This window comes from Bradyrhizobium sp. CSA112 (genome assembly GCF_029051645.1).
Lineage (GTDB): Bacteria > Pseudomonadota > Alphaproteobacteria > Rhizobiales > Xanthobacteraceae > Bradyrhizobium.
Genome location: NZ_JAACFS010000010.1, coordinates 77,023 through 100,420, shown reverse-complemented (window position 1 = coordinate 100,420; position 23,398 = coordinate 77,023). Strand labels below are relative to the sequence as shown.

At 59.6% G+C, this 23,398-nt stretch carries 23 protein-coding genes; 12 read left to right on the top strand and 11 right to left on the bottom strand.

Going from position 1 to position 23,398, the window contains the following annotated elements:
* Nucleotides 1–21: 21 nt before the first annotated feature.
* Together GWE18_RS42315 and GWE18_RS42310 are read left to right on the top strand one after the other, a co-directional pair.
* On the top strand, nucleotides 22–618 hold the full coding sequence (locus tag GWE18_RS42315) for a transposase (RefSeq protein WP_342804274.1): 597 nt from the start codon (nucleotides 22–24) through the stop codon (nucleotides 616–618).
* Nucleotides 605–1,054 (top strand): transposase, encoded by a 450-nt coding sequence (locus tag GWE18_RS42310; RefSeq protein WP_342804273.1) that lies wholly within the window; start codon nucleotides 605–607, stop codon nucleotides 1,052–1,054. Before GWE18_RS42315 ends, GWE18_RS42310 begins: the two co-directional genes overlap by 14 nt.
* 308 nt (nucleotides 1,055–1,362) lie before the next feature.
* Here GWE18_RS42310 and GWE18_RS19205 read toward each other — a convergent pair whose 3' ends face one another.
* A complete protein-coding gene (locus tag GWE18_RS19205; protein ID WP_275187274.1) occupies nucleotides 1,363–2,178 on the bottom strand; it encodes a methyltransferase domain-containing protein in 816 nt (271 codons plus the stop codon).
* A gap of 380 nt (nucleotides 2,179–2,558) precedes the next feature.
* Nucleotides 2,559–3,530: an MBL fold metallo-hydrolase gene (locus tag GWE18_RS19200; RefSeq protein WP_275187273.1), complete on the bottom strand. Its 972-nt coding sequence runs from the start codon at nucleotides 3,528–3,530 to the stop codon at nucleotides 2,559–2,561.
* A gap of 1,542 nt (nucleotides 3,531–5,072) precedes the next feature.
* Here GWE18_RS19200 and GWE18_RS19195 point away from each other — a divergent pair.
* Nucleotides 5,073–5,912, top strand: coding sequence for a hypothetical protein (locus GWE18_RS19195; RefSeq protein ID WP_275187272.1), 840 nt, complete (start codon nucleotides 5,073–5,075; stop codon nucleotides 5,910–5,912).
* Between the two features lie 457 nt (nucleotides 5,913–6,369).
* Here GWE18_RS19195 and GWE18_RS19190 read toward each other — a convergent pair whose 3' ends face one another.
* From GWE18_RS19190 to traA, 7 genes are all read right to left on the bottom strand, one after another.
* Nucleotides 6,370–7,263, bottom strand: coding sequence for a hypothetical protein (locus GWE18_RS19190; protein WP_275187271.1), 894 nt, complete (start codon nucleotides 7,261–7,263; stop codon nucleotides 6,370–6,372).
* Between the two features lie 12 nt (nucleotides 7,264–7,275).
* Nucleotides 7,276–7,644 carry a hypothetical protein gene (locus GWE18_RS19185; RefSeq protein ID WP_275187270.1) on the bottom strand — a complete coding sequence of 123 codons (369 nt, stop codon included), beginning with the start codon at nucleotides 7,642–7,644 and terminating at the stop codon, nucleotides 7,276–7,278.
* Entirely contained in the window at nucleotides 7,641–7,967 is a 327-nt protein-coding gene (locus tag GWE18_RS19180; protein WP_275187269.1) for a hypothetical protein, read from the bottom strand. The genes GWE18_RS19185 and GWE18_RS19180 overlap by 4 nt, the downstream gene beginning before the upstream one ends.
* Nucleotides 7,968–8,262: 295 nt before the next feature.
* Nucleotides 8,263–8,763 carry a hypothetical protein gene (locus GWE18_RS19175; RefSeq protein WP_275187268.1) on the bottom strand — a complete coding sequence of 167 codons (501 nt, stop codon included), beginning with the start codon at nucleotides 8,761–8,763 and terminating at the stop codon, nucleotides 8,263–8,265.
* Nucleotides 8,753–10,039 carry an integrase family protein gene (locus GWE18_RS19170; protein WP_275187267.1) on the bottom strand — a complete coding sequence of 429 codons (1,287 nt, stop codon included), beginning with the start codon at nucleotides 10,037–10,039 and terminating at the stop codon, nucleotides 8,753–8,755. Before GWE18_RS19170 ends, GWE18_RS19175 begins: the two co-directional genes overlap by 11 nt.
* Nucleotides 10,040–10,568: 529 nt before the next feature.
* The gene (locus GWE18_RS19165) at nucleotides 10,569–10,781 is read right to left on the bottom strand and encodes an AlpA family transcriptional regulator (RefSeq protein WP_275187266.1); all 213 of its coding nucleotides are present in this window, start codon (nucleotides 10,779–10,781) and stop codon (nucleotides 10,569–10,571) included.
* A 127-nt stretch (nucleotides 10,782–10,908) separates the two neighbouring features.
* Entirely contained in the window at nucleotides 10,909–13,863 is a 2,955-nt protein-coding gene (gene traA / locus GWE18_RS19160) for a Ti-type conjugative transfer relaxase TraA (protein ID WP_275187265.1), read from the bottom strand.
* A gap of 181 nt (nucleotides 13,864–14,044) precedes the next feature.
* On the opposite strand from traA, the gene GWE18_RS19155 reads away from it, so the two are divergent.
* Entirely contained in the window at nucleotides 14,045–14,371 is a 327-nt protein-coding gene (locus tag GWE18_RS19155) for a conjugal transfer protein TraD (RefSeq protein WP_275187345.1), read from the top strand.
* 1 nt (nucleotide 14,372) lies between these two features.
* A complete protein-coding gene (locus GWE18_RS19150) occupies nucleotides 14,373–14,639 on the top strand; it encodes a conjugal transfer protein TraD (RefSeq protein WP_275187264.1) in 267 nt (88 codons plus the stop codon).
* A gap of 264 nt (nucleotides 14,640–14,903) precedes the next feature.
* Here GWE18_RS19150 and GWE18_RS19145 read toward each other — a convergent pair whose 3' ends face one another.
* The gene (locus tag GWE18_RS19145) at nucleotides 14,904–15,062 is read right to left on the bottom strand and encodes a transposase (RefSeq protein ID WP_275187263.1); all 159 of its coding nucleotides are present in this window, start codon (nucleotides 15,060–15,062) and stop codon (nucleotides 14,904–14,906) included.
* 490 nt (nucleotides 15,063–15,552) lie between these two features.
* Between GWE18_RS19145 and GWE18_RS19140 the strand changes: the two genes are divergently transcribed.
* Nucleotides 15,553–16,158 carry an ATP-binding protein gene (locus tag GWE18_RS19140; protein ID WP_275187262.1) on the top strand — a complete coding sequence of 202 codons (606 nt, stop codon included), beginning with the start codon at nucleotides 15,553–15,555 and terminating at the stop codon, nucleotides 16,156–16,158.
* A 291-nt stretch (nucleotides 16,159–16,449) separates the two neighbouring features.
* On the opposite strand, the gene GWE18_RS19135 is transcribed toward GWE18_RS19140, so the two are convergent.
* Complete coding sequence (locus tag GWE18_RS19135; RefSeq protein ID WP_275187261.1) at nucleotides 16,450–17,232, bottom strand: DNA-binding transcriptional regulator; 783 nt, start codon at nucleotides 17,230–17,232, stop codon at nucleotides 16,450–16,452.
* 282 nt (nucleotides 17,233–17,514) lie between these two features.
* Here GWE18_RS19135 and GWE18_RS19130 point away from each other — a divergent pair, with 282 nt between their 5' ends.
* The 6 genes from GWE18_RS19130 (at nucleotide 17,515) to GWE18_RS19105 (ending at nucleotide 23,397) form a co-directional block, all read left to right on the top strand.
* The gene (locus GWE18_RS19130) at nucleotides 17,515–18,345 is read left to right on the top strand and encodes a VOC family protein (RefSeq protein WP_275187260.1); all 831 of its coding nucleotides are present in this window, start codon (nucleotides 17,515–17,517) and stop codon (nucleotides 18,343–18,345) included.
* Between the two features lie 36 nt (nucleotides 18,346–18,381).
* The gene (locus tag GWE18_RS19125; RefSeq protein ID WP_275187259.1) at nucleotides 18,382–19,434 is read left to right on the top strand and encodes an ABC transporter substrate-binding protein; all 1,053 of its coding nucleotides are present in this window, start codon (nucleotides 18,382–18,384) and stop codon (nucleotides 19,432–19,434) included.
* 38 nt (nucleotides 19,435–19,472) lie between these two features.
* Nucleotides 19,473–20,291, top strand: coding sequence for an ABC transporter ATP-binding protein (locus GWE18_RS19120; RefSeq protein ID WP_275187258.1), 819 nt, complete (start codon nucleotides 19,473–19,475; stop codon nucleotides 20,289–20,291).
* A complete protein-coding gene (locus GWE18_RS19115) occupies nucleotides 20,288–21,058 on the top strand; it encodes an ABC transporter permease (protein WP_275187257.1) in 771 nt (256 codons plus the stop codon). The genes GWE18_RS19120 and GWE18_RS19115 overlap by 4 nt, the downstream gene beginning before the upstream one ends.
* Nucleotides 21,059–21,323: 265 nt before the next feature.
* Nucleotides 21,324–22,520 carry a CoA transferase gene (locus GWE18_RS19110; RefSeq protein ID WP_275187256.1) on the top strand — a complete coding sequence of 399 codons (1,197 nt, stop codon included), beginning with the start codon at nucleotides 21,324–21,326 and terminating at the stop codon, nucleotides 22,518–22,520.
* 100 nt (nucleotides 22,521–22,620) lie between these two features.
* Nucleotides 22,621–23,397, top strand: a complete 777-nt coding sequence (locus GWE18_RS19105) for an enoyl-CoA hydratase/isomerase family protein (protein WP_275187255.1) — start codon at nucleotides 22,621–22,623, stop codon at nucleotides 23,395–23,397.
* Nucleotide 23,398: the final 1 nt, after the last annotated feature.

The window sequence follows — 23,398 nt, the reverse complement described above, 5'->3', positions numbered from 1 at the left end:
TGCAACGACAGGAGAGCTGCAATGGAGCATTATGTCGGACTGGACGTATCGCTGAAGCTAACAGCGATCTGCATTGTTGATCGGACAGGAAAGATTCAGCGTGAAGGAATGGTTCATTCTGATCCAGAAGCGATCGCTGCATTCATCAAATCAAACGCGCCGCATGTCGCGCGGATCGGACTCGAAACGGGAGCAACGTCGACATGGCTGTGGACCGAGTTGAATAAGATGGGGCTGCCCGTCATCTGCATCGACGCCAGGCACGCCAAGGCGGCTTTGAAAATGCAAATCAACAAGAGTGACCGCAACGATGCCGTAGGCATCGCCCGCATCATACAATGTGGATGGTATAAGGAGGTGCGCGTCAAAGACCTCGACAGCCACGCGGTCAAGGCTCTTCTCGTCAGCCGAGCTCTGCTCGTTAAGATCAAGCGGGATCTCGAGAATCAGATTCGTGGACTCCTAAAGAACCTTGGGCTTGTTATTGGCCCAGCAAAGATGAACGCATTCGCATTGCGTGCTGCAGAGCTGATCGAAAATCGGCCGGAACTCGCCGTTGCGGTAACGCCGCTACTCACCGCCCGAGTGGCCATCGAGCAGCAGATTGCTCGACCGTAAGGTCATGAAGCTCGCACGCAGCAATGCTCAAGTGCGACAGTTCATGACAGCGCCTGGCATCGGTCCTGTCACCGCTCTTTGCTTTCTTGCAACGATCGATGACCCTACGCGCTTCAAAAGGTCAAGAAGCGTCGGAGCCTATGTCGGACTAACGACCCGACGCTACGCATCCGGTGAGATCGACTGGACGGGCCGAATCTCGAAGTGCGGCGACAAAATGTTGCGCGGCTATCTCTTTGAGGCAGCCAATGTCCTGCTCACACGCGTAGCAAAGTGGTCAGCGCTCAAAGCCTGGGGCATTCGGCTTGCAAAACGAAGCGGGCTACGCAAAGCCAAGGTTGCAGTTGCACGAAAGCTTGCGGTCATTCTGCATCGGATGTGGATCGATAGTACCGAATTTAGATGGTCAAAGGAGACCGCCATGCAAACAGCATAGCAAACTATCGAATTCCCGCCGACCACGGCGGGATCCAAGGTCCCTGCCGGGACGTTGGCGTTGGTGCGATCGCCCCTGGCTTTGCGATGCTCAAAAAGCAAGCGCGCTTCACACATTGATCCGCCAGCGTCATCCTACGCCATCATGCGGAGGGCATGCCCCTACCGCGGAGAGAACCATGATCCCGGCAAGGATGTGTTTGGAGAGTCTTGACCGCAGGCCCGGAATTAGAGAACAGCCAGGGTCAAAAACCGCCGTGAGCAGATGCAGCGAAGTGCATAAGCGGGCATTCGGTGCATTAGTGAGTGTCAATGAGGCTTAACGCCCGTCGCCATAATGGAATGGCAACCCACTTCAAGCCCAGTGCTCCTCTCATATGGTCGGAATGCTTTGACCAGCTCTTCCATGATCCGTTCGCGGACTTCCGGCTTCTGGAACTGGATAATTAAGGAAAGTCGAACGCTCGAGTACTTGAGCCATTCCGCAATGTCTTCGGCACGACGGGTGCGCCATGCCGAAGCGATCGGGATCCGTTGGATATCGGTGAACCCCGCATCCCGCATCAATGTTTCAATCTTTTCCGGTTCTGATAGTTCAAACATCGGGGGCGCCTTCGGCAAGTCGACGTTCATGTCCGCCAGCGTCGAAACCGTTTGGAGAATTACTTTGAACAGGTCGCCGCCGCGTTCCGGCCCATTCCAAAGGGTGACGGAATAGCGCCCGCTAGGCTTTAGCACACGATAAGCCTCACGCACGCCCTGTTCTGGATTGGGTAAGTGCAAGAGACCGAAGCAGCAAGCTACCGCGTCAAAGCTGACATCGTCATAGGGGAGCGCCTCCGCATCTGCTTCCATGAAACCTATTCCGGTGAAGCGAGCCCTGGCTTCGCCAATCATCGCCTCCGAAAAATCGACGGCATCCACCAACGCCCCACGCGCCGCCGCCTCACTCGCCAGATGGCCCGGCCCCGTGCAAATGTCCAGAAACCTCTTGCCTCTCAAATCACCGAACGATGCAAGGATTGGTTCGAAGCCTTGGCGCGTGATCGGTAGTGTGAGACGCTCGTATTGAGAAGCTTTGCTGTTCCAGCCCTCGTGCTCGTAGTCTTTGAATGACTTTGTCATGCGTACGCCTCCACTCGCTACATCCGCGCGATAATGCCCGCAGCCTTCTCGTCGACGGGGCGCGAACATTTCTATGAAGTCTCAATGCAAGTGCGGGACAGAGAAACGAGCGCTGCCCTCGTCAGCGAGGCAGAATAGCGGATTGGCGAGCATCAAGGCAGGGGTCGCTGCGCTGCGGGATTTAGGTCCGGCCTATGACGGCTTCGGGTCAATCGCGTCACTTTAGCCGTCGGCCCACTACTTCCGGTCTTCCCCTGGAAACGGACATTGTCAGGGTCGGTCGGCATGTCTCAAAGGTGCCAAAGCTGACTCAGGTGCCGATCGGTTCTCCGCTACGGCCAGCAGTGGTCGTCCAATTGCCAACGTATAGTGTGGCGGGATTACCCCTCGGCTGCGAATACGTAGCTGTTGCCATCCTTGGCCAGCGTGCCGACGTTCGGCATCAACCAGTGAGTACCCGAAATGGTGAGCTTGTCGGCGACCGCGCGATCGAAGATCTTCCTTCGCGTCTCGACAGCCATCTGCGGATCTTGGTCGATAGCAAGCTGCCACTCGGGATTTGTCGAAATGTGGGGCGCAAGATTGACCACGTCAGCGCTGATCAGAAACTGCTTGCTGCCGGAGGTGACCAGATGTGCGACCATTCCCGGGCTATGGCCGGGCGCCTGAACGGCGTGCACACCGGGCAGCAGTTCTGGTTCTCCCTCAAAGGGCCTGACGTTTTTCCAAGTCGCCACCGTAGCCTGAATGCGCTGGGCGAGGCCTTTGCGTGTCGGTCCAAGATCGATCGACTCGACTCCGGGGCGCGTCCACCATTTCAATTCCGCAGCGGGCACCACGATGTCGGCATCCGGGAAGATTTGCGCATTGCTCTCATTGTTCATCAGGCCATAAATGTGGTCGCCGTGGAGATGGGAGATGAGGATCGTTTTGACTGCCTTGGGGTCAAGGCCTGCCGCCGCCATGCTCTCGAATAGCCGGCCGTTCCCCTCGCCATAAATCGGATGACCGCCCGTGCCCGAGTCGATCAGGACCACTTGATCGCGCAGCTTGAGCGCCATGACGATAAACCGCAGGGGCGCCTGATTGTCGGGAAAACCGGCACCACGCAACGCAGTCTTGACCTGTTCGACGTTGACATTCCTGACCATGCCCTCCCGCAGCGGAACGTCACGCATGCCATCGATTAGCGAGAAGACTTCAATGTCGCCGACCTTGTATTTGCGGAAGGGTTGCGTGACGGCCTGTTGAGCGTGAGCCGCGTCGACAAATGTGATCGGCTTGTCGAGTCCAAACGCGGCGTAAGCACCGGCTGCGCCAAGTGTCAGGTCCCGACGCGAGATATCGGACATCGTTCGGCACTCCGCGCTGACTGAATGGTCGAGCATATCGATGGGGTGTGCACTGCACAAGGTCGGCTTCGGGTCTTGGCTGTGTGAAAACGCCAAGACACTTGAGTGCGATAGAAGAAGTTATTCGTCCAAGACCGTTCTAGCGCTCAAGCTCGCAAACGCATTCAACTTGGACGACGAACTGAAGAATGTAATTCTAGTCGTGTTTCGATCCTTCGCGTTTTTGCACAGCCAGGGTCAACTTCGGACTTGGGCACTGGCAGCCACGATGTCAGTTTTGCCCTCGAAAGGAGACATGGATTTGGGAACGCGGCCTGTAGCCACGGCTCGTACAGCGATAAGCACCGGCATGCGAAATCGACGGGTCCGTCGAACATAAACGCTGGTTTAAGCGTCGGCCACCTAGACCACGCATGAGTGAGGACCGACAGACTGACATTAGGCTTGAAGAGCTTAACCTCCGCAGGGTTGAACTCCCGGGCAAAGCGTCGTGTACTTTGAGCAACTCCGCGCGAAAGGCGTAGTAAGGGGGAGCTTTCGGGGAGCGGCAGCTTCTTCGTTTCTCCACGGATGCCAAAGATAGATCGGAGAAAGCGGTTTTTCGCTATCCGATCTCAATATCCATCATCGAAAGAAGCAATGTGGCGGCGAGGCTGCGGATATTCAACGCTCCGTCGTGAGAGCGTTGAGACTCAATCTCGAAGACTACTTGCGTCGGCGGCGCCTGAGGGCAGGCCGGCCGGAGTTGAGCTTGCTGAGCCGCTTGGCATTTGCCGCGACGCGCCTTCGATACATGCGAATTATTTCGTCCGATGATGCACCCTCCAACATGCGCGCGTTGGCCTTGAAGGCAACGTCTAACTTTTCGGCTACCATTAACCTGGCTTCGCGTCGGGCGCTTCTGTCCCCGCGCATCAATTTCATCAACCGCAAGCCGATCACTCGGTTGGCCTCGACACCCAACATTATCCACGGAGGGAACATCGTCTTCCGAACTACGCTGAGTGCTGACGACCTCTATTGCACGCTCTAAGCGGTGATCAGCCAAGGATTGAGAGCGCCGACAAGAGCATCTCACGCATGGTCGGCGGAATGCTTCAGCCCCCGACATCAAGTGCCATGCGCCGATTCTGTTCCCTGGTTACACTGCGGCGCGCCGGCGTCAGTGCAGCGGGCGCGGCGCGCCCTAGTGGCTGATGCTGGCAACGCGCTTCGGATGTTCATGTTGCAGCGAGAAGCGTGTGGCTTGCGCGACAGCCGCCTCTGTCATGTGCGTATATAATTTACCTGACGAAGCTGAGCACTGCATCGGGCGATCACCGTCACACCCATGCGGCCGCAACACGACTGAGTTTCAGCGACCCGTTGGTTCGGGATGGGCCGGAAGCCGCCTTGGATGCTTTCGCCTGGCTGCAGGACCGGCGCTTGGGCACGGATCTGGTTTCCGGGCCTAAATTAATCCACCGCGCCGCCGGATTTGAGCCGCATTGTGACCCAGGTCGCGGCCAAGGGTCGTTTGGGGGCGCAACACCGGGGTTTCCCATGTCCGGTCATTTGCGATTTTGCTTCCCGGCTTTTGTCCTGTTCGCAGGTCTCTCAACATCGCCTGCGTATTCGAATGCTTTTGCGGACTTCTTCAATTTCAATTCCGCTCCCCAGCAAGCCACAGCGCCCGCTGCCGCCAAAGAGGAGTGCTTGCCGCTGCCCGGCAAGTCGACCGCCGGCCTGCGCTGGGTATATCGTCTAGATGGCCACCGCAAATGCTGGTTCCAAGCCGCTGAGGAGATCGTGGTGAAAAAGCAGGTTCGATATCGCAGGGCGAAGCCTCCTGTCGCCGCTCCCGGCGAGACAGAGAGCACGCAACGCAAGCGCAAGGCCGTCGTGGATGCGCGTGCGGAGCTGCTGCGCTCCGCGCCGGCGGAAACATCTCTACCGATGCGAACCGCGCCCGAGTTCAAGGTGGTTGATGCTGCTCCGGTGCTAGCTACGGGGTCCGCAGCCTTCGTGCCACCGGCACCAATCGAAAAGCTAGCGATCGATCGGCTCACGCCTGACCACCGCACGAGACGCCAAGTCGACGTGGAGACACTTTTGGCGGCCACACCGGTGACTGGAGACGCTGTCGCCGCCTCCGTGTCTGCCGTGCCGGTCGCCTATCTCATCGCCGAGAAAGTTGATGACGAGCGGAGCTGGACGACAATTTGGCTTGGCGTGCTGCTGATGGCGCTCGGGCTCGTCTCCGTCTTAGGCTCGAGCCGGACCGTTCGGGGAAGCCTTGCTGGCGCGCGGTTGACGTTAGGGCGGAACTGGCGGTCCTTAGGGCGAGCACTGAATCAAAGGCGGAAAGTGCCTCGCGAGCAGTGTCTTCCGCTTCACACCTGAAGGCTGACACTACCACCCTCGGAGCCTAACCTGCGCAGGGTTAGGCCCGGCAAACATGATGCCGAGCGCCTTATCTATACCCTAGGCGATTTTTTTGGGGCCCAATTTCAGCGTGACGGTGAGCTCACGATCTACCCTCATAGACCCTATTGCTCCGGAAGGACCCGCCAAAAATCCACTGCCGCAGCCGAGACTGAAGATAGGGAAATATTTCTCTTAGACTTACTGGCTATTATCACCAGCCACTTTCTCTTATGAAGCATACAAGAGGAAGAAGAACTGTACCTATTATACTTCTTCTTCTTGTATACTCCTATATAAGAGTAGAGAGAGTGAGACCGTATCTAAACTTGGACAAGCTCTGGAAATTGCTCGCCCTTATCCGCAATCGGTTCCGTCCTTTGTCGATCTGATTAGGCTGCTGCCTCCGGGCTTACTGAATACCTCCTCGTTGCGATCAAGGGCGATTGGCTCTCCAGTGGTTCCAATGGAGCGTCGCTTCAGTCCATAGATCCTCCTTCACGGTTCGGGTCGCCATTGCTGCCACCAGTTCAATTTTCCAGAGTTTGAAGGCTTTCCAAATCTCGGCAGCGGACGCCGCCGCATCGCTTTGATCGACCGAGCGGCAATGCAGGACGAGCTTTTCTAGGGAATTGATGTCCCCCTGTTGTATCCAGTCGTCGCCCTTCTGTGCTCGAAGGGCTCGAACTACTGTCTCCGCTGCTTCAACCAATTCTACTTCATCGGCTAGAAAATCCCGGAATGTCCCCTGTGGTACCCAAAGGCGCATGAACCAATTGGGTAGGTCCATCTGCCGGCGCGTTCGGGAGCGTTCGCGCAAGTGGTCCTTCGGATCAGTGCCGAGAACTCTCGCCATTATCCGCGCGGTTTTCGGCTCAGTTGTACCCTCGGTGCGCGCGATCAAAGCAAATCGCCGTGTGGTGCCGAGGGCTTCAGCCAGCTCTTTGGTGAGGGCTGCATCGGCCTTTCGCTTGGCCTGCTGGGCGCGTCTTTGAGCCTCCAAGGCGCGTCGCTTTTCGAGAGGGCTGAGCCGGCGGCGGCCTTCTTCAACCGCTTTGTCAAATTCCTCTTGCACAAGGGACTTCATAGTCTTCAAGGGCCAATAAACGCCGCAGCGAACCGACCAATAGTTGTCGATCACCCAAAATATCTCCGATGCTTGGGCCAGCTGGTAGTCCCTAATGATCCATCGAATCAATTTTCGGACTTTGGCGACCGCTGCCGGACCATTTCCCTTGGTCTTTGGATACTTTTCGCCAATAAGCTCGCCCAAGCGAATTCGGTCATCCTCTGTCTGCAACCCTCGAAGTCGATCACTCGTCTCTGACATCGTCGTCACCTCCTATATTCCCTGGGCAAGACGGATCTTGCTTACGCTGATCCTGATCAGCCTCTTTGGAATGAGCGTGGTTCGCCTGTGCTTATGGTTCTCAGTGAAGATGACCACTCCGTTTGGAGCGAGATGAACAGTCGCTTTGCGTTTATGAGCAAGCTTCGCGACCTCTAAGAGACAAAGTTCATTCCGGGCGATCGCATCGAGCGCTTTGCGGGTGTTCAACCCATGCAACCGAGCGGCCATCTGCCCTAATTCCCATAGGCGTTTTTCAAGAAGGGCGGTGCGCGCGGTCTTTAGCGCCGGAACTAAAGCGGCGTAAGGAGGGTCGATATCCAAACTTAGAAAGGACTCGAATACAACGTCACTATCGCTCATAGCCCTTCTCCTTTGCTTGACGCTCGGGAATCATTTCTGGTTTCCTTTGGGAGGTTGGTCAGCCAGCCGATCACGTCGCTTCGGCGATATCGGATCCACTTGGCGTAACCGGACCAGGCTGGACCTTGATTGCGAGCACGCATGGCGCTCAGGTGCTCCGGGCTAATGCCGAGCATTGCAGCGCAGTCCTTGCTATTGATGAATGTGCTCGCATCACCAGCGACGTCAAGCTGTTGCAGAGTCTCGCGGACTGTCAGCTTGATGAGAACTTTGAAATCGGCCGGTGAGGCGGGGCTAGCCTCAGTGGGGTTGACGATCGACATGCGCAATTCCTTCGGTGTTACCGAATGAGAAGCGCTACGTTGTCTTCGACATGAGAGATGAGAAGCGAAGGCAGACGAGCGCTCCCATTCAGGATGGGTTGCATTCGTCGGATCGCTTAAATGGCCTTACCGCACCGGCTGTTCATCGGAGATCAGGTCTGCGACGTCACGGGGGTAAACGCTACCGATATTTCCAGTCGCGCAGCCATATTGCGCGACCGGTAGTGCATATATCTTGCTAGTTTTACGACAAAATTTGCAAGGCGATTGTCGCATTAAGCTTAAGGGTTAAGCTTTACACGTCTGCTACCTTATTGTTCTCGTATGCATCGAGCAGCGCATCGGCAACAGCTTTAGCTTTGAGGAAACGTTGATCCGGCCCGTCGATCGAGATCGTCCATTCGTGGAACAGTCCGAATATGTCAGTTGGGCAATCGTCTCCTGCCTCAATTGCGGTCCTAATCGCGTGGCGCAACACGGGTGCGGCTCCATCCCATTCTATGCCACGCTGCATTAGCCAATCCTTTGCGCGAACGCGTGCTTTTTTTGGCGGAACGCCGTCAATGTGAATGAACATCCTGACTACGCGGCCGTCGTCCGAGAAAAAGGCGGGTTCATCGAAACCCGTGTCAACGCTTGCCAATAGCTCGGCAAACGCGCGGCATACTTTGCGTCGCTCCCGCTCGAGCGCAAGCCGCTGTTGGTCGTGGAGGTTATCTTGGAGCTGTTGGTCGATCGCATCGATTTGGTGCAGGTATTCTCCCGATCGAGCTTGCCAGTGTCGCTCAGTTTTCACGTGACACCTCGATTGCGGTCGCAATGGGCAATCCTATACCCGTGGCGATAAATTGAGAGATCTGTTCCTGGGCCTGCAGCAACGAAGCGAACAGGGCCGGAACATTTGCGTAAGAGTCAGTAACGTCAGCATCGATCGCATGGTTCATCAGGATTTTGAGGCGAAGTCGATCGACCCCGGTTGCGGCTGCCAGGGTGCGAAACGAATGCCGAAGCGCGTGCCCTGTGTGAGAAAGTTTCTGCCGGCCCTCTTCCTTGACCTCAGCGACATGGCTGCCGGATGCTGGGAAGATCCAGGTTTTGCTTTCTTCGGGATAGTAGATCCGGCCGGCCTCCCTGACGCGCTCGAGGCATTCGAGCTGCGCGGTCGAAAGCGGCAGCTCGAATGCGCGGTCTTCGCCGCCCTTTGGAGAGGGTAGGCGCAGCGATGGACGGGCAGGGTCGAAATTGGCCCACCTGGCCGTGAGGACGTCGGTACGGCGCAGGCCGGTCAGCAACATGAACAAGTGCAGTTCGCGGCGGATCGGATTTGGGAGTGCCTGGAGCTCCGCCCACCAGCCCGGTAGCTCCGCAACACCCATGCCGGTGTTACGGGCCTTTTCCTTGTGGAACAGCTTTCCCGATCGAAACGGGTTGCGCTCGGGAAGCCCGGGCGTCTCCAATTCGTCTTTGGCGTAATTCCAGACGGCCCGAGCGAACCGCATGGTGCCGTTGGCGGCATATTTGCCGCTGGCGTACTTTTGGCCGGCCCGCGCCTGACGGGCGCGCTCCGTGACGGCTGCATGCTCTTGGATAACGTCCTCGCGCTTGATGCTGGCAAGCGGCCGATCATGCCAAGCCTTCAGGTGCCGATCGAACTTGTCCTGGTAGTCGGCAATGGTGCGGATGCTCTTGCTCTCTTTGGTGATGGCGGCTTTGTAGGCCTCCCAGGCGGCCTTGAAGGTGAGGGCAGGGGCGAGTTCAGCAGCAACGGCAAAGCCGCGTGGGATGGCCTCTCCGCGGGCGCGCAGGGCCACGATTTCGAGGGCCTTTGCCCTGGCTTGGTCGGCGCTGGCGTGGGGGTGTTCTCCAAGCCACTCGACCTTCGTTGAGCCACGCACACCTTCTGAGCGGGGTGTCTCATACTGGAAGCGGAAGGTCTTGGTTGACTTGCCGACCCAGAGGTGAAAGCCGGGAATCTTGCTGTCCCGGACGATCTTTGCCTTGCCCGAGGAATAGGGTAGGCCTTTGACGGCTTTGTCGGTCAACAATAAGCGGGGAGCTTGGGTCGTCGGCATAAATCCTCCTGCACGGGTTTTGCACGTATGCGGAGGCCAACTACCGCGCGCTTTGATCTGGAGGTCTAAGCCGGCTTTGACTAAGCGCCGTTAATTTACGCCGTCAAATCTTAGACTTACCCCCCATCCGACGATTCTTGCTTAACCACCCTTAACCGTGATTTGGCGCATGGCCAAAACTACGAATCTGGGGGTCAGGAGTTCGAATCTCTTCGGGCGCGCCATCTATCTTCTTCACATGTCGCCGATTTTCAGAACGGCCTAAAATGCGCCCAGACTAAAATTTGCGTTTAGTCTGGGGTTTAGTCTGGGGAAATTTTTTGCCGTCGAGCTCCGCCCGCTGCCTCTCCGTTCTGGATTGGAAGCGCGACCGCTCCCAATCCGCCTTTGTCTGCTTGGAGAGCTCAAACCGGGACGGCGTCAGGGCGTCAAGGCCGAAGCCGCGAAGCGGGGGTGCGATAGCGCCAGCCTTTACGGCCTGACGCCGGTCCGGTTCACTGTCGTCGGCAGCAATCCACCTGAGGCCTCATCAGACCGCATCGAACTCGCGTTTCGGGCGCCATGCGACGGGATCGGCGATCCAGCGGTTGATGTCAGACTCATGCCAGCCGCTCCCGTTAATGCTGATCTTGATCTGCGGCGGGAACGTGCCCTCGGCGATCTTGCGGTAGATGGTGGACCGGGACAGCCCGGTCCGGGAAAGCACGGTTCTCAAGCGGATGATACGGTCTGGTTCGCGCATAACCGCGCTGCCTCCTGCTGACTGTCTCTGAGAGCTTCTGAGACCAGACAGGACAAGCAGTTGCAGCGAGCAAGAGGATTTTTCGACTCATCGTAGCGTGGCGTAGAGACGGCGGCAAATGGATGAATCAAATTCCGATGCCCCGGCCTCTGCCAATGTCGATGCCGTGAGTGAAGGCCAATTCCTGGCCGAGCCGGCGGCCTGATTCAAATGCGATGCCGAGTTCCTGCTTGCGGTTGGCGAGGATGGATTCCAGTTGCGGATCGCGTTCAAGACTTTTTGCCATGTCGCCCATCGCCGAGCGCGTCGCCTTGTAGCCGGCGATGTCGCCGCCCTGATACTGGCGCTGGCTGGTGTGGTCGAGCTTCTGCCAGCGTTCCACGAAACGGTCGGCGCGGCGGCTCGGATTGGTGCGCAGTTCGGTTTCAAGCTGGAGCGCGCGGACGGCGCGGGCAGAGTTGCCCGAAGCAGCTTCAAGGGCGAGTTCCGGGTTTTTCTTGTAGGCAGCTTCGGCGTCGTGCGAGCCGTAGGGCCGCACCTCCTCGAAGACCTTGCGGGCCTCCTGCAATTCCTTCACCTGCTCCGGGCCGGCCTTGCCGCCCTGGTCCTGCATATCGAAGATCGCATTCACGGCTCGGGCATGACGGGTGAGAGCCTTCGTGCGGGCCTTACGCAGCGCCCCTTCCGGATCTTCCACCACCTTCCTTTTCGGCGCTTCCCGTTGCGGCCTCCGCGCGCTGCCCGTGCCTGGCACAGCTTCGGCAGACGGGCGTAGGCCATCGAATATGTTGCGCACCCTCTCGGGCACGACCTTGCGCACAATCTCCGCCACACGCTCGCGGAAGGTGATCCCACGCCGCTCGGCATAGTTTTGGGCCGGATCGGCACGTTCGTAATCCGAAGCCATGTCTTTGGCCCGGTCGCGCGACAGGGTGCGGACAAGCTGGTCCTGACCGGCAAAATCGTCACGGCCATAATGCAGGTCCACGCCGTCGCGGTGCCGCGACAAGGCGACATAGCCGCCATGGACGTCCATGCCTGGCGTCGCCAGCACATGGGCACGATCCACCGTCATGCCTTGAGCCTTGTGGATGGTCGCGGCATAGCCATGGTCGATCCGGTTATAATCCTTGATGTCAAAGCGAACGGATCGGCCATCGTCGGTCTGCACAGCCATGGATTGCGCGCTGACCTGTTCGATCGTTCCAAGCGTGCCGTTCTTTACGCCGAGCCCGCGTTCGTTTTGCAGGAACATGATGCGGTCTCCGCTGGCGAAGTGGCGATCGCCGCGCTCGATCGTCAGGTGTACCTCATCGCCCAGATCACCTGCCGCCCGCATCCGCCCGCGCGCCGCCTCGTTCAGCGCGCGCACCTCGTCGTTGGTGTGGGTGAGGATGATCCGGCTGCGCCCCGGCGTTGCCTTCCGGTCACGGTCCCAGCGCTCGATCAGATCGTCCCGCGCCAGCTCGCGTGTTTGCGCCTCATGCACCATGCCGCGGGAGCGGTAGGCTTCAAGCGCATCACCGGTCCTGCCGGCCGCCAGATCGCGCGTGGCGTCCCGCTGCCAGTCCTCCCGCTGGCGGCGCACCTCGCCGATTTCCGCGCCGCCATGACGCCCGTGGACCGACCGGAAAGCCGCGCCTGCTTCTATTGCTTGCAACTGTTTGATATCGCCGACCTTGGCTCCGGCCTCGGCAGCATGGGACAGTACGCGTTCCAACTGCCGTGTACCGACCATGCCGGCCTCGTCGATCACCAGCACATCGCGGGCGGTGAGCAGGTCGCGGCCCTGGTGCCAGCCATGCTCCATGCTGGCGATGGTGCGCGACGCAATGCCCGATCCGCTTTCGAGGTTTTCCGCCGCGATGCCGGAAAGTGCTGCGCCCCGGACCTCGTAGCCCGCCGCTCCCCAGACCTCCCGCGCCACGCCCAGCATCGCGCTCTTGCCCGTTCCGGCATGGCCGACCACGATCCCAAGATCGCGCCCATCCGTTATATGCGCCAGCGCGTCGGCCTGCTCGCCCGACAGGACAAGGCCGCGCTGTTCGGCGCTCGCAAAAGCGGCCTCGCGGTCCGCCCCACGCACCTGATGGCGCTCGCGCTCGGCCATCAGTTCGGCGGCGCGGTGCAGGCGCTGTTCGGCCTCGATCATGGCGCGGGTGGTAAACCGATCTTCGCCGCGAGCGTCCCTGCCGAGTTCGACCAGATCGGGTGCGCTACGCATCGCGCCCATTACCTTGTTGAACTGGTCGATCCCGTCGCTGTGCCGATGCGTGAACTTCGCCATGTCGCGGCGCGTGAAGGTTGATTGCTGATGCGTGATCGCGTCCAGCCCAAGGGAAGGATCGGCGATGATCCGCGCGCCATTGCCACGCGCGATTTCCCGGTGCATCTCGGCGCGATCGGCCTCGTTGCTTTCACCCTCGATGCCCCGATCCTCAATACGTCTGGCGGGCGCTCCGATCTGGCTTTGCGGCTCCAGTGCGATGCCCTGCGCTTCGAGACTCCGATGGTCGATGCGCGCGTCGATGTCGAGTTCGGCCAAGCGCTCATTGGCGATCTCCGCCCAGCGTTCGCGCCAGCGCTCGACCATCTCCGTGCGGTTCCAGTCCCGCACCTTCTGGCCAAAACCGTTCTCGTCTACCGCGCGCATGGTCAGCATGACATGGGCATGAGGTTTGGGCATGCCGTCCTCGGCCATGTCCCAATGCACATTGAGATCGGCGATCATGCCCCGGTCCACAAACTCAGCCTGCACGAAGTCGCGGGCCAGCTCGATCCCCTGAGCCTGGGTCATCTCGCGGGGAAGCGCGAATTCCACCTCGCGGGCAAGCTGCGCGTCCTTGCGGATCTCGAAGGCTTCAACATCGTTCCAAAGCCGTTCGCGGTCACTCCATGCTTCCGGCGCGTTCGCTGGCAGCATGATCTCGGAATGGACGACACCGCGCTTGGCGGTAAAGTCGTGGCTGCGGTCGAGGCGCCCGTCACGCAGACGCAAGCCCGAGCGGTAGGCGGCGGATGCCACCGCGCTTGCGCCGGAGTTGCGGCCAATGACCTTGACGTGAAGATGATAGATCGCCATCGCGACCGGATCATTGACACGGCAAAGCGCACGTCGGAACGACGTATAAGCGCGCCCTCCTTCGAAAAATTCTCGGGCGGGATTACCCCGTCTCAGGCTGTCCCGCCAGCCTTACAGCATTCTGCGGGCTGCTCAACTATCATTGCTCCATCGACAGCTTACACAGCTTACGGAGGGTATGATGCGCAAGCCACGGGACTTTGACGCTGAACTGAAAACGCTCGAAGACAAGGCGCGCGGGCTAAAAACCCGCAAGGTGCGGCAGCTCGGCGAATTGGTAATCGTCACCGGGGCTGACGCATTTACCGCCAATGAACTGGCGGGTGCCCTGATCGTGCTGGTGGAGACAAAAGAGGCCGGAAAGAGGGAGGCATGGGCCAGGCGCGGGGCCGCGTTCTTTCAGGGACGGTCGCGGCGAAATGCACCGACAACTGACCGCGACACGGACGGCGCTCCGGCGCAACCGGGCGGCGCGCAACCGGTGTCAGGCCGCAAGGGCACGACATGACGTGCGCACATGGCAGGTCGAGCGCCGCAAGCGGACGCGGCACCTCATCGAACTCGGCGGCCTCGTCGTGAAAGCCGGACTCATCAACCTGATCGGCGATGATCGCGCCACCATGCTCGGCGCGCTGCTCTGGATCGCCGACAAGCTCCAAAGCGATCAAGGCGAACGGGCGCGAGCGCTGTGGTCAGCAAAGGGGAAGCAAGCGTTCGAGGCGGACCCAACGGCACACAAGGGGATAGATCGACCCGATCCAGCAGCTCGTCGTTGAACCACGACATGGTATGTCAACTATGCGAAGAGCTATGGTTGCAAGCGGGCTTTGAAGAGGCGCCCAACATTGCTTCTGCAGCGCCGCCACAAGTGCGCAGCGTCGCCGCGTCAACCGCGCCTGCGATCCGCATCCGAGCCTCGGTCGCGAACTCAATCTCGATCGCACCGCTGGTTCCGGAGGGCGCCGTCAAGGGTTGTCGGTCCGGCGCAATGGAGACTGCCGCAAAACGGACCCCGTCATCCTGCCTGCCGTTGCACTGGCTCAGACCCGCAAGCGAGGACGCCCGCGCGCCTGTCGCCGCCAGACCGTAAGCAAACTGCGGTGAACGTCATGTCGTTGGGCAACCTCGACAACACTGGTCCCAGGCGCCAGACTCTTCCACGATCCGATGTGAATCGGCGCCCAACATTGATCCTGCACTTGCAAGATCGATCAATCACTTAGGACGCCGATCGGCGTTCGGACCCCACGCGGAATGACAGATCGCTTGCTGGCTTGGCGCTGCGCCGGTGTCGCGGGCTCGTCTGCATCCGCCACAAGCCTCTCAATCCTAGGACATCGTCCGGACAATCGAGCGAGCCGTCGGCGAGAATGTCGCATTCGATGCCCCTCAGGATCCGAAATCTTTTCCGAACGACTTGTTGAACCTGTCGCCTTCCGTTGCTGCTTTTTCGATCTTCTTCAGGCACAGGCCGCCGGCGACGCACGAGCACGTGCAGGACGAGATCAACTCCTCCGTGCCGGCGTCGGGCTGCGTCCGACCTGCTGAGCTTCAGACTCGCTTTTCGGTGCTAAGCCAACGCTTAGTGAACAGTCTCTTCGTCCAGTCGATTTCCAGTCCACGATGATAAGAATCTACTGGCAGTGATCCCCTCGCTCCCACACTCGAATTCGAAAAGGGATGTCCGTCGTGAGAACCGTCGCAGACCAGTTTGCCGCGATCAATCTCGTCTCTACCCCAGCCGTCCGGACAGAAAGCCCCGATGTCAAGACGGCACTGAATGACTTCGTCGAGATCCGGCATGCCAACGTAGTGTTGGCCATGCGGGATCGCGACAAGTTGGTCGATGCTGCGGAGTATCTCTGCAACATCGGTTGGACAGTCAATCCATCCAGAGTGCATCGGATGAAGATTTATCTGATCATTTCAGCGGCTACTTTGCCGCTCGAAACCGAGCGTTGCTGGCTACTGGGGCTGCTCGCGAAAGAGCTTGTAACAAACGCGGTGCGTCACGCTTGCTTCTTCGGCACTCGAGAGGGCAAGATAAGTATTGAGTTGACGTGGGAAGGCAGCTTAATTCATTGCGCGGTTTCGGACAACGGGTTGGGAATGGCGAGAGCGAGCCCGGTGCGCGACTTTAGGATCGCGCACAATCTTGCTAGGAGCCTGGGTGGTCGGATTGGTCACTGGTTTGATGATGAAGGTACATCCTTTGTCGTGACCTTTCCATTCACGGAACGCGAGTTGCAGGAGATCAGGACACCCGGCTCTCGCTACGCCAGCGAGTCGCATTGAACCAGCACGCGGTGATTGGCTAGGCGAACGAGACCGGCAAGTCGCGCGGCAAGAGCGACGGCAGTCGGAGAGGTCGCGCACACGCAATAAGATTGAGCGGCGTTCTCGCAGGATCGGCTCCACCGCTCTCGCGAAATAGTTCGCTTAGTTTCTGTCTGTCTTAGTGGGACCATGTAAATGCTCGCCGACCGCTACCGCCTCTGCATCTCGCCCAAGCATGGCCCCCGACATCTAACGCAATTCGGTCTCTTGCTCTTGCCGGCGCCTAGCTGCTTCAGCGCAGACAATCGCTTACTGAACTCTTGTGAGATCAGCTACGCTCTTTTCGATCTTCTTGGCCAGATCCAAAAGCGGAGGGACGTAAGATGCTATGGCCTTCGTTTTCGGCATTGCCGAAAGGAAGTAACTCACTCCGAGGGTGGCAAGAACCTTGCGTCCGTGGCGTATGGGAACACTGAAGGTGTTCGCTGACTTCGGCGGGACATCAGGCGATCGTTCCGCGAAGCCGTTGCGCCGCACGCGCGCAATGATTTCGCGAACCTCCTCCGGGTCGCGTGCGGCCCGATCCTCGGGATGAGCCGAGCGAGCGAGGACACCAAGAATGTAATTACGCTCCGCTGCGGGACAGAACGCGATATAGGAGCGGCCCATCGCACGCGTCAGAAGCGGCAGCCTCATGTTAACGGTCGCGTGAAATGGTGACATCGGACTTTCCCGCGTTGTCGAGAATCGGACAACCATGGCGTCCTGATCGAACACGGCAACGCCGATCGGAAGCTTGTGCCGGCGGGTGAATTCGATCGCCCAAGAACGGGCCGCCTCGACCACAAGCGGATCACCATGGAAGCCTGAGCTTAGCGTGCGAACCCCTGAGGTCACCTGGTATCCGCCCTGTCGTGGATCGTTCGCCACGTAGCCGAGCAGCCGAAGAGTCTCCAGCAGGCGTACGATGGTCGATTTCGGAAGCGCGGTTGCCTCGTGCAGATGTTGAACACTGTTGATGCGCTGGCGGTTCAGCTCTTCCAAAAGCGCGAAGGCGCGTCGAACCGCCTCGACGGGAGATCCGGAAGTCATGTGGGCCTCCTCAATAATGCTCTTTAGCCCTTAAGCCGCGCTTCTCCCTCGTTCCATACAGCGGAATGATGCGTCAAGCCACTGGCTGCCGGTCTACTTTTGGGGATCAATGGCTGCAGATCACCTCGGCGCGTCGCTTCTAGGCTGGATCGGTTCACCAACAGGGTAAGTCGCGCCGACGATCCAACCAAGAGCTTACTGTTGTCGCTTCCGGCCGTTGGCTCTGGTCGAGGTGCCGCCAGTCCAAAGCTACATCAAACGATATGGTCAGGAGGAGTTGCAGTGACGATTTCAGCGATCCATCGAGTGTCCCTTGCAACGCACGATCTGGCGGAGGCACAGAAATTTTTTGAATCCTATATCGGACTAGGCCGAGCCGTTAAAGTCGCCGATCAGACGATCGCTTTCGGCAGCGGCAGTCGAGGCTTGCGAATTAGAAAGCCGCCGAGGCTGCTCAACCGAACTGCGTCGGAATTGCACGGATCGGCAGGCACTCGCCATGTCGCTTTCGACACTGACGACTTGAATGGAATCGCGAGCAGATTGGACCGAGCGGCGATACCTTACGTGCACGCCTTGCCTGGCGACTTTGACGCATCCGCCATTTACACGATCGACCCGGCGATGAATGTCGTGGCCTTCTGTCAGAGATCGACGGGTGGGCTAACAGACCAAGCCATTCAGTCTTTGGTGCACGACTGGGGCTGGGGGATCCATCATGTCAATCTAGAGGCCTGCGACGTGCGAGAAGCAGCCGCATTCTATGTCGAAATCGCCGGTATGACCGAAGGCCGCTGGCAAGCTCCAGCTGCTGCTGGTGACGTCGTCGTAGATCCGTCAATGGTTTCGCTTTTGTCCCTTGGCGACTTCAACCGCGGCATACACATCGTTCGCGCCGACCCACGCTTCCCCACCCGGTACAGCCTCGAGCACAACCCGACAGTCGGCGGACACCCGGCATTCTCGGTGCGCGATGTGCATGCCGTAAAGGCCCGCCTGGAACGGGACGGCGTGCTCATATCTGACGCCAAAGTGTATGCGATGGACAGGATGTATCAGATCTATCTCCAGGATCCCTCCGCGAACATGCTCGAGGTGAACCAGTTCATCTGAAGCAGGCAGTCATAACAACGCATCGGGAGGTAAGAAATGAAAAGCCAGTCATTCAGATTCAGTTTGTGCACCGCGTCAGCTATCGCACTTGTCGCTATCTCAGGCCAGGCTGCGGCACAAACGCCGCGCGCCAACGGCGAGACGGTCGGCATCCAGAACTACGCCAGCACGACCGGCAACATGCATGCGATCATCGCCAAGGAGAAAGGCTTCTGCGAGAAGTACAATTTCAAGTGCGAGATCAAGATACTCAATTCGACCTCGCTCGGCCTGCAGGCGCTGGTCGGCAAGAGCATCGACTTCACTCATAGCGGCGCGGATCTCGTCGGCGCAGCGGTGGTCGCGGGCGCTGAGGTCGTCATTGTCGGCACCGCCATGCCGGCGAACGTGCTGTCGATCAGCGTGCGCAAAGACGTGCCGATGCCCAGCCGCGACAAGAGCTATCCGGAGATCATGAACGACTTCAGGGGCAAGCGGATCGGCGTCGCCGCGCGTGGCAGCTCGAACGAGAAGTATTTCAACGCCATGCTCAAGGACGCCGGCTTGAATCCGGAAGATGTGACGTATGTTGCAGTGGGCGCACCGAACACCACCTACACCGCGCTCGTCATCGGCAAGCAGATCGATGCGGCGATCATGTACCAGCCGCTGACACAGGTGTGTCAATTCAACAAGACCTGCGAGACGGTGATCGACATGACAATCGGCGAAGGTCCGAAGTCGGTGAAAGCGACGATCGGCGCCAACATCGTCTTCGCTGCGCGCAAGGAAATGGTGGAGAGTAACCCGAAGCTGATGGAAGCGTTCAGCGCGGCGATGACGGACGCGGCCGCCTGGTTCAACGATCCGAAGAATTTCGACGAGCTCGTCAAGATCTACACGCCGATCATTTCCTTCGGCGACATGACGGGCGCCGACGAGATACGCAGGAACTGGATCAAGAGCGTGATCCCTGCCTACAGCAAGGACCTGAAGGTCAAGGTCTCGGCGCTGCAGGAGATCATGGACTTCAGCCTCGAGAACAAGATCATCGACGCGAAGGTCGATGCCAAGCGGGTGCTCTGGGACAAGGCGCCACAGACGCCTTGATGCGGGCTTGAGCGAAAGAGAAAACAATGAATATGGCCATGAACCCAACTCAGATGAAAGCCAGCGCCGGTACCGTAGCAAAGCCTGCGCCAGGCTCGATCATCTTCGACAAGGTGTCGGTGGCGTTCGAAGCCGCCAAGCTGACAGCGGTGTCGGAATTCTCCCTGAACATCGCGCCTAGCGAATTCGTCTCCATCGTCGGCCCCTCGGGCTGCGGCAAGACCACGCTGTTGAACTTCGCGGCTGGCCTCTTGCCGTCGGGCGCGGGCCGCGGCACGCTGCTCGTGAACGGCAAGCCGCCGGTCACCGGCAGCCATGATCTCGCCTACATGTTGGCGCGTGACGCGCTCGCGCCATGGCGCACGGCGCTCGGCAATGCCGAACTCGGCGCCGAGGTGCGCGGTGTGCCGGCCGAGAAGCGCCGCGCCCGAGCGGTCGACCTGCTGGAAAAGGTCGGCCTGAAGGGTTTCGAGAACGCCTATCCCAAAGCGCTGTCGCAGGGCATGCGCCAGCGCGTGGCGCTCGCGCGCACCTTCTCGCTGGACTCGCCGATCCTGTTGATGGACGAGCCATTCGGCGCGCTCGATGCGCAGACGAAATTGCAGCTGGAAGACGTGCTGCTGTCGCTATGGCAGCGCGAGCAGCGCACCGTGCTGTTCATCACCCACGACCTGTCAGAAGCCGTGTCGATGTCGGACCGCGTCCTCGTCATGAGCTCGCGGCCGGGGCGCATCATTGCCGACGTTCCGATCACGCTCGGCCGGCCGCGCTCGGTGCGCGCGCTGCAGAAGGAGCCACACTATCACGAGCTTTACGCCCAGGTGTGGAGCAAGCTGGAAGAGGGATTGAGCCAATGACCGACGAACGCGTGTGGGGATCTGGAAGGATCTGGGCGGCAAGGCTGGTTTTGCTTGCCGTGTTCTTCGTCTTGTGGGAGTGGGCGGCCACCTCGAAACTGATCGACCCGATCCTGATCGGCAAGCCGACCGGCATCGTGCAGTATCTTTGGCATGAGGTATTCGTCACCCAGAGCCTGTTGAACGACTTCTACTGGTCGATGGGCGGCACCATGATCGCCTTCGTGCTCGGCAGTGTCGCAGGCGTGCTAGTCGGCATGCTGTTCGTCACGAGCCCAACGACGGAAGCGGTGCTCAACCCGATCTTCACGGCGCTGAACGCAATGCCGCGCATCGCGCTGGCCCCGCTGTTCATCATCTGGTTCGGTCTGGGCCTTGGCTCGAAGGTCGCCGTCGGTTTCAGCCTCACCTTCTTCATCGTGCTGAGCAGCACCGTGGCCGGCGGGCGCGGCGTCAATCCCGATCACATCACGCTCGCCCGCACGCTCGGCGCCAGCGGAAGCCAGATTTTCCGCAAGTTCGTGCTGCCAAGCGCCGTGCCGGTGATCTTCAACGGCCTGCGGCTTGGTCTCGTCTTCGCCCTGCTCGGCGTGATCGGCGCGGAGATCTTCGCGTCCGAACACGGCCTCGGCCAGACGCTGTCGGTGCTCGCCGCAAGCTTCAAGACCAACGGGGTGTTCGGCATCATCTTCCTGTTGTCGATGATCGGCGTCGGCATCAGCTCGGGGATGAACTCGCTCGAGAACCGCCTGCTCAGGTGGCGATAAGACGATGATGGTCATCCCCCGCGAACTCGACCCCGAACAGCACGCACGGCACCAGTTACCGCGGGCTTTGGCCTCGCTGAGCTTGCAGGCGACGAGGTCCGCCGGCGCGTACGTAATGAAGCCGAGGCCGGTGAGTGCCACCTATGACGACAAGCCGAAGGTCTAGTTCTGCGCCGACAAGAACCGCAAGCGTGTCCGGATTTGCGGTTGAAGGGGAGCACGAGGAGGCACGCGCCTCAATCTATATCCTGTGTTGGAGGGAGACATGAAACCGCTAGAGGGTACCCACGTGCTTGATTTCACACAGGTCCTCGCAGGTCCTCTGTGCACCCAGTATCTTGGAGATCTCGGCGCCGAGATCATAAAAGTCGAGCCCGTCGGCAAGGGCGACGACACAAGACAGTGGCCGCCTTTCCGGGAAGGGTTCGGAGCGGTTTTCCTGAACGTGAACCGGAACAAGCGGAGTCTAGCCCTCGATCTGAAAAATCCCGAGAGCCGACCGATCGTCAGGTCGCTCGTGGAGAAAACTGACGTCGTGATCGAGAGCTTCGCTGGCGGCGTGACCGAGCGGCTCGGAATCGACTACGAAACGCTTCGATCAATCAATCCGAGGATCATCTATTGCAGCGTTTCAGGCTACGGCCGATCCGGCCCAATGAAGGACGCGCGCGGATACGACCTGATCCTGCAGGCCTACAGCGGCATTCTCAGCATGACCGGTCATCCCGGATCCGGGCCGACCCGAGTGCCGTTGTCGCCGATCGACCAAGGCACGGGCATGCATGCTCTATCCGGCATCCTTGCCGCCCTGATCAACCGCAGCAAGACCGGGAAAGGCTGCTTCCTGGAGGTGTCGTTGTTCGAGACCGCTGTCGGCTTTCTCGGATTTAATCTGGAGAGTTACTGGGCACGGGGCCAATTGCCGGCGAAATCCGGGTCTGGTCACGAGTCGCTCTGCCCCTATCAGGTCTTCGAGGCGTCGGACGATCTCTTACTCTTGGGGATCGCGAACAACAATCACTGGGAGCGCTTCTGCAAGCTCGTGGGACGCGAGGATCTTCTCGCGGACTCCCGCTTTGCGACCAACGCTGATCGCGTCGCTCATTTCGAAGTCACGATCGAAATCGTTCAGGACATCATGGCGACGCGCACGCGGTCCGAGTGGCTTGTGCTGCTGCAGAAGATCGGCGTTCCGTGCTCGCCGGTGAACACCATAGCCGACGTCATGAATGAGCCCCAGACCAAGGCGCGCGGTATCATCGTGGACTACGATCATCCGCAGCTGGGCTGTCACAAGGCTATCGCGCACCCGGTCCAGTTCGAGAACGTAACGCGCAAAGTCAGGCTGCCGCCGCCGCGGCTGGGACAGCATACTGCCGAAATCCTCCGCGAAGCAGGCCTGAGCGAGGCCGATATCGGCCGGCTCCGTGAAACCAGGACCATCGAGACAGCGGAAACGTAGGAGATAACAGAGCAGCGGGAGTGCCTTTTCGGGCACGGGCGCTGCCCGAGGAATTCGAGTAGCTCCGTGACGAGAGCGCCGGAAAGCGAGAGGACGAATCATGTCTATTGATCTTGAAGTCGATAAGGACGGCGTCGCCACCGTCACCATCAACCGCGCTGAGGTGCATAACGCCCTCGACGCCGAGCACTACGCGGCGATCTCGAAGGCGTGGCAGATCGTGCGCGACGATCCGCAGATCCGCTGCGCGATTCTCACCGGGGCCGGGGACAAGGCCTTCAGCGCCGGCGCCGATATCAAGAACTTCCTGACGATGACACAGAACTGGTCCGACGTGTGGTTGACGCAGAAGGATCAGTTGCTCAATCGCGGGCTGGAAGTTTGGAAACCGATCATCGCCGCGGTGAACGGCTTCTGCCTGGGCGGCGGCATGACCATGCTGTTTGCGACCGACATGCGCGTCGCCTCGGAGCACGCGACGTTCAGCTTGTCGGAGGTCAAGCGGGGCATCATCGCGGGCAATGGCGGCACGCAACGCACGCTGCAGCAGTTGCCCTGGTGCATCGGCATGGAGATGCTGCTGACCGGTGATCCGATCGACGCCAGAACCGCCGAACGCTGGGGCTTGATCAACAAGGTCGTGCCGCACAGCGAACTGATGAAATCGGCGCGCGAATATGCGGCGCGCGTCGCCGCCAACGCGCCGCTCGCGGTGCAGGCCGCGAAGGAACTCGCGATCCGCTCGCGCGACACCGACATTAACACGGGACTGCGCATCGAGCAGTTGATCAATCGGCTGCTGCGCGAGACCGAGGATGCGACGGAGGGCCCGAAGGCTTTTCGCGAAAAACGCAAACCCAATTTCATGGGGAACTAAA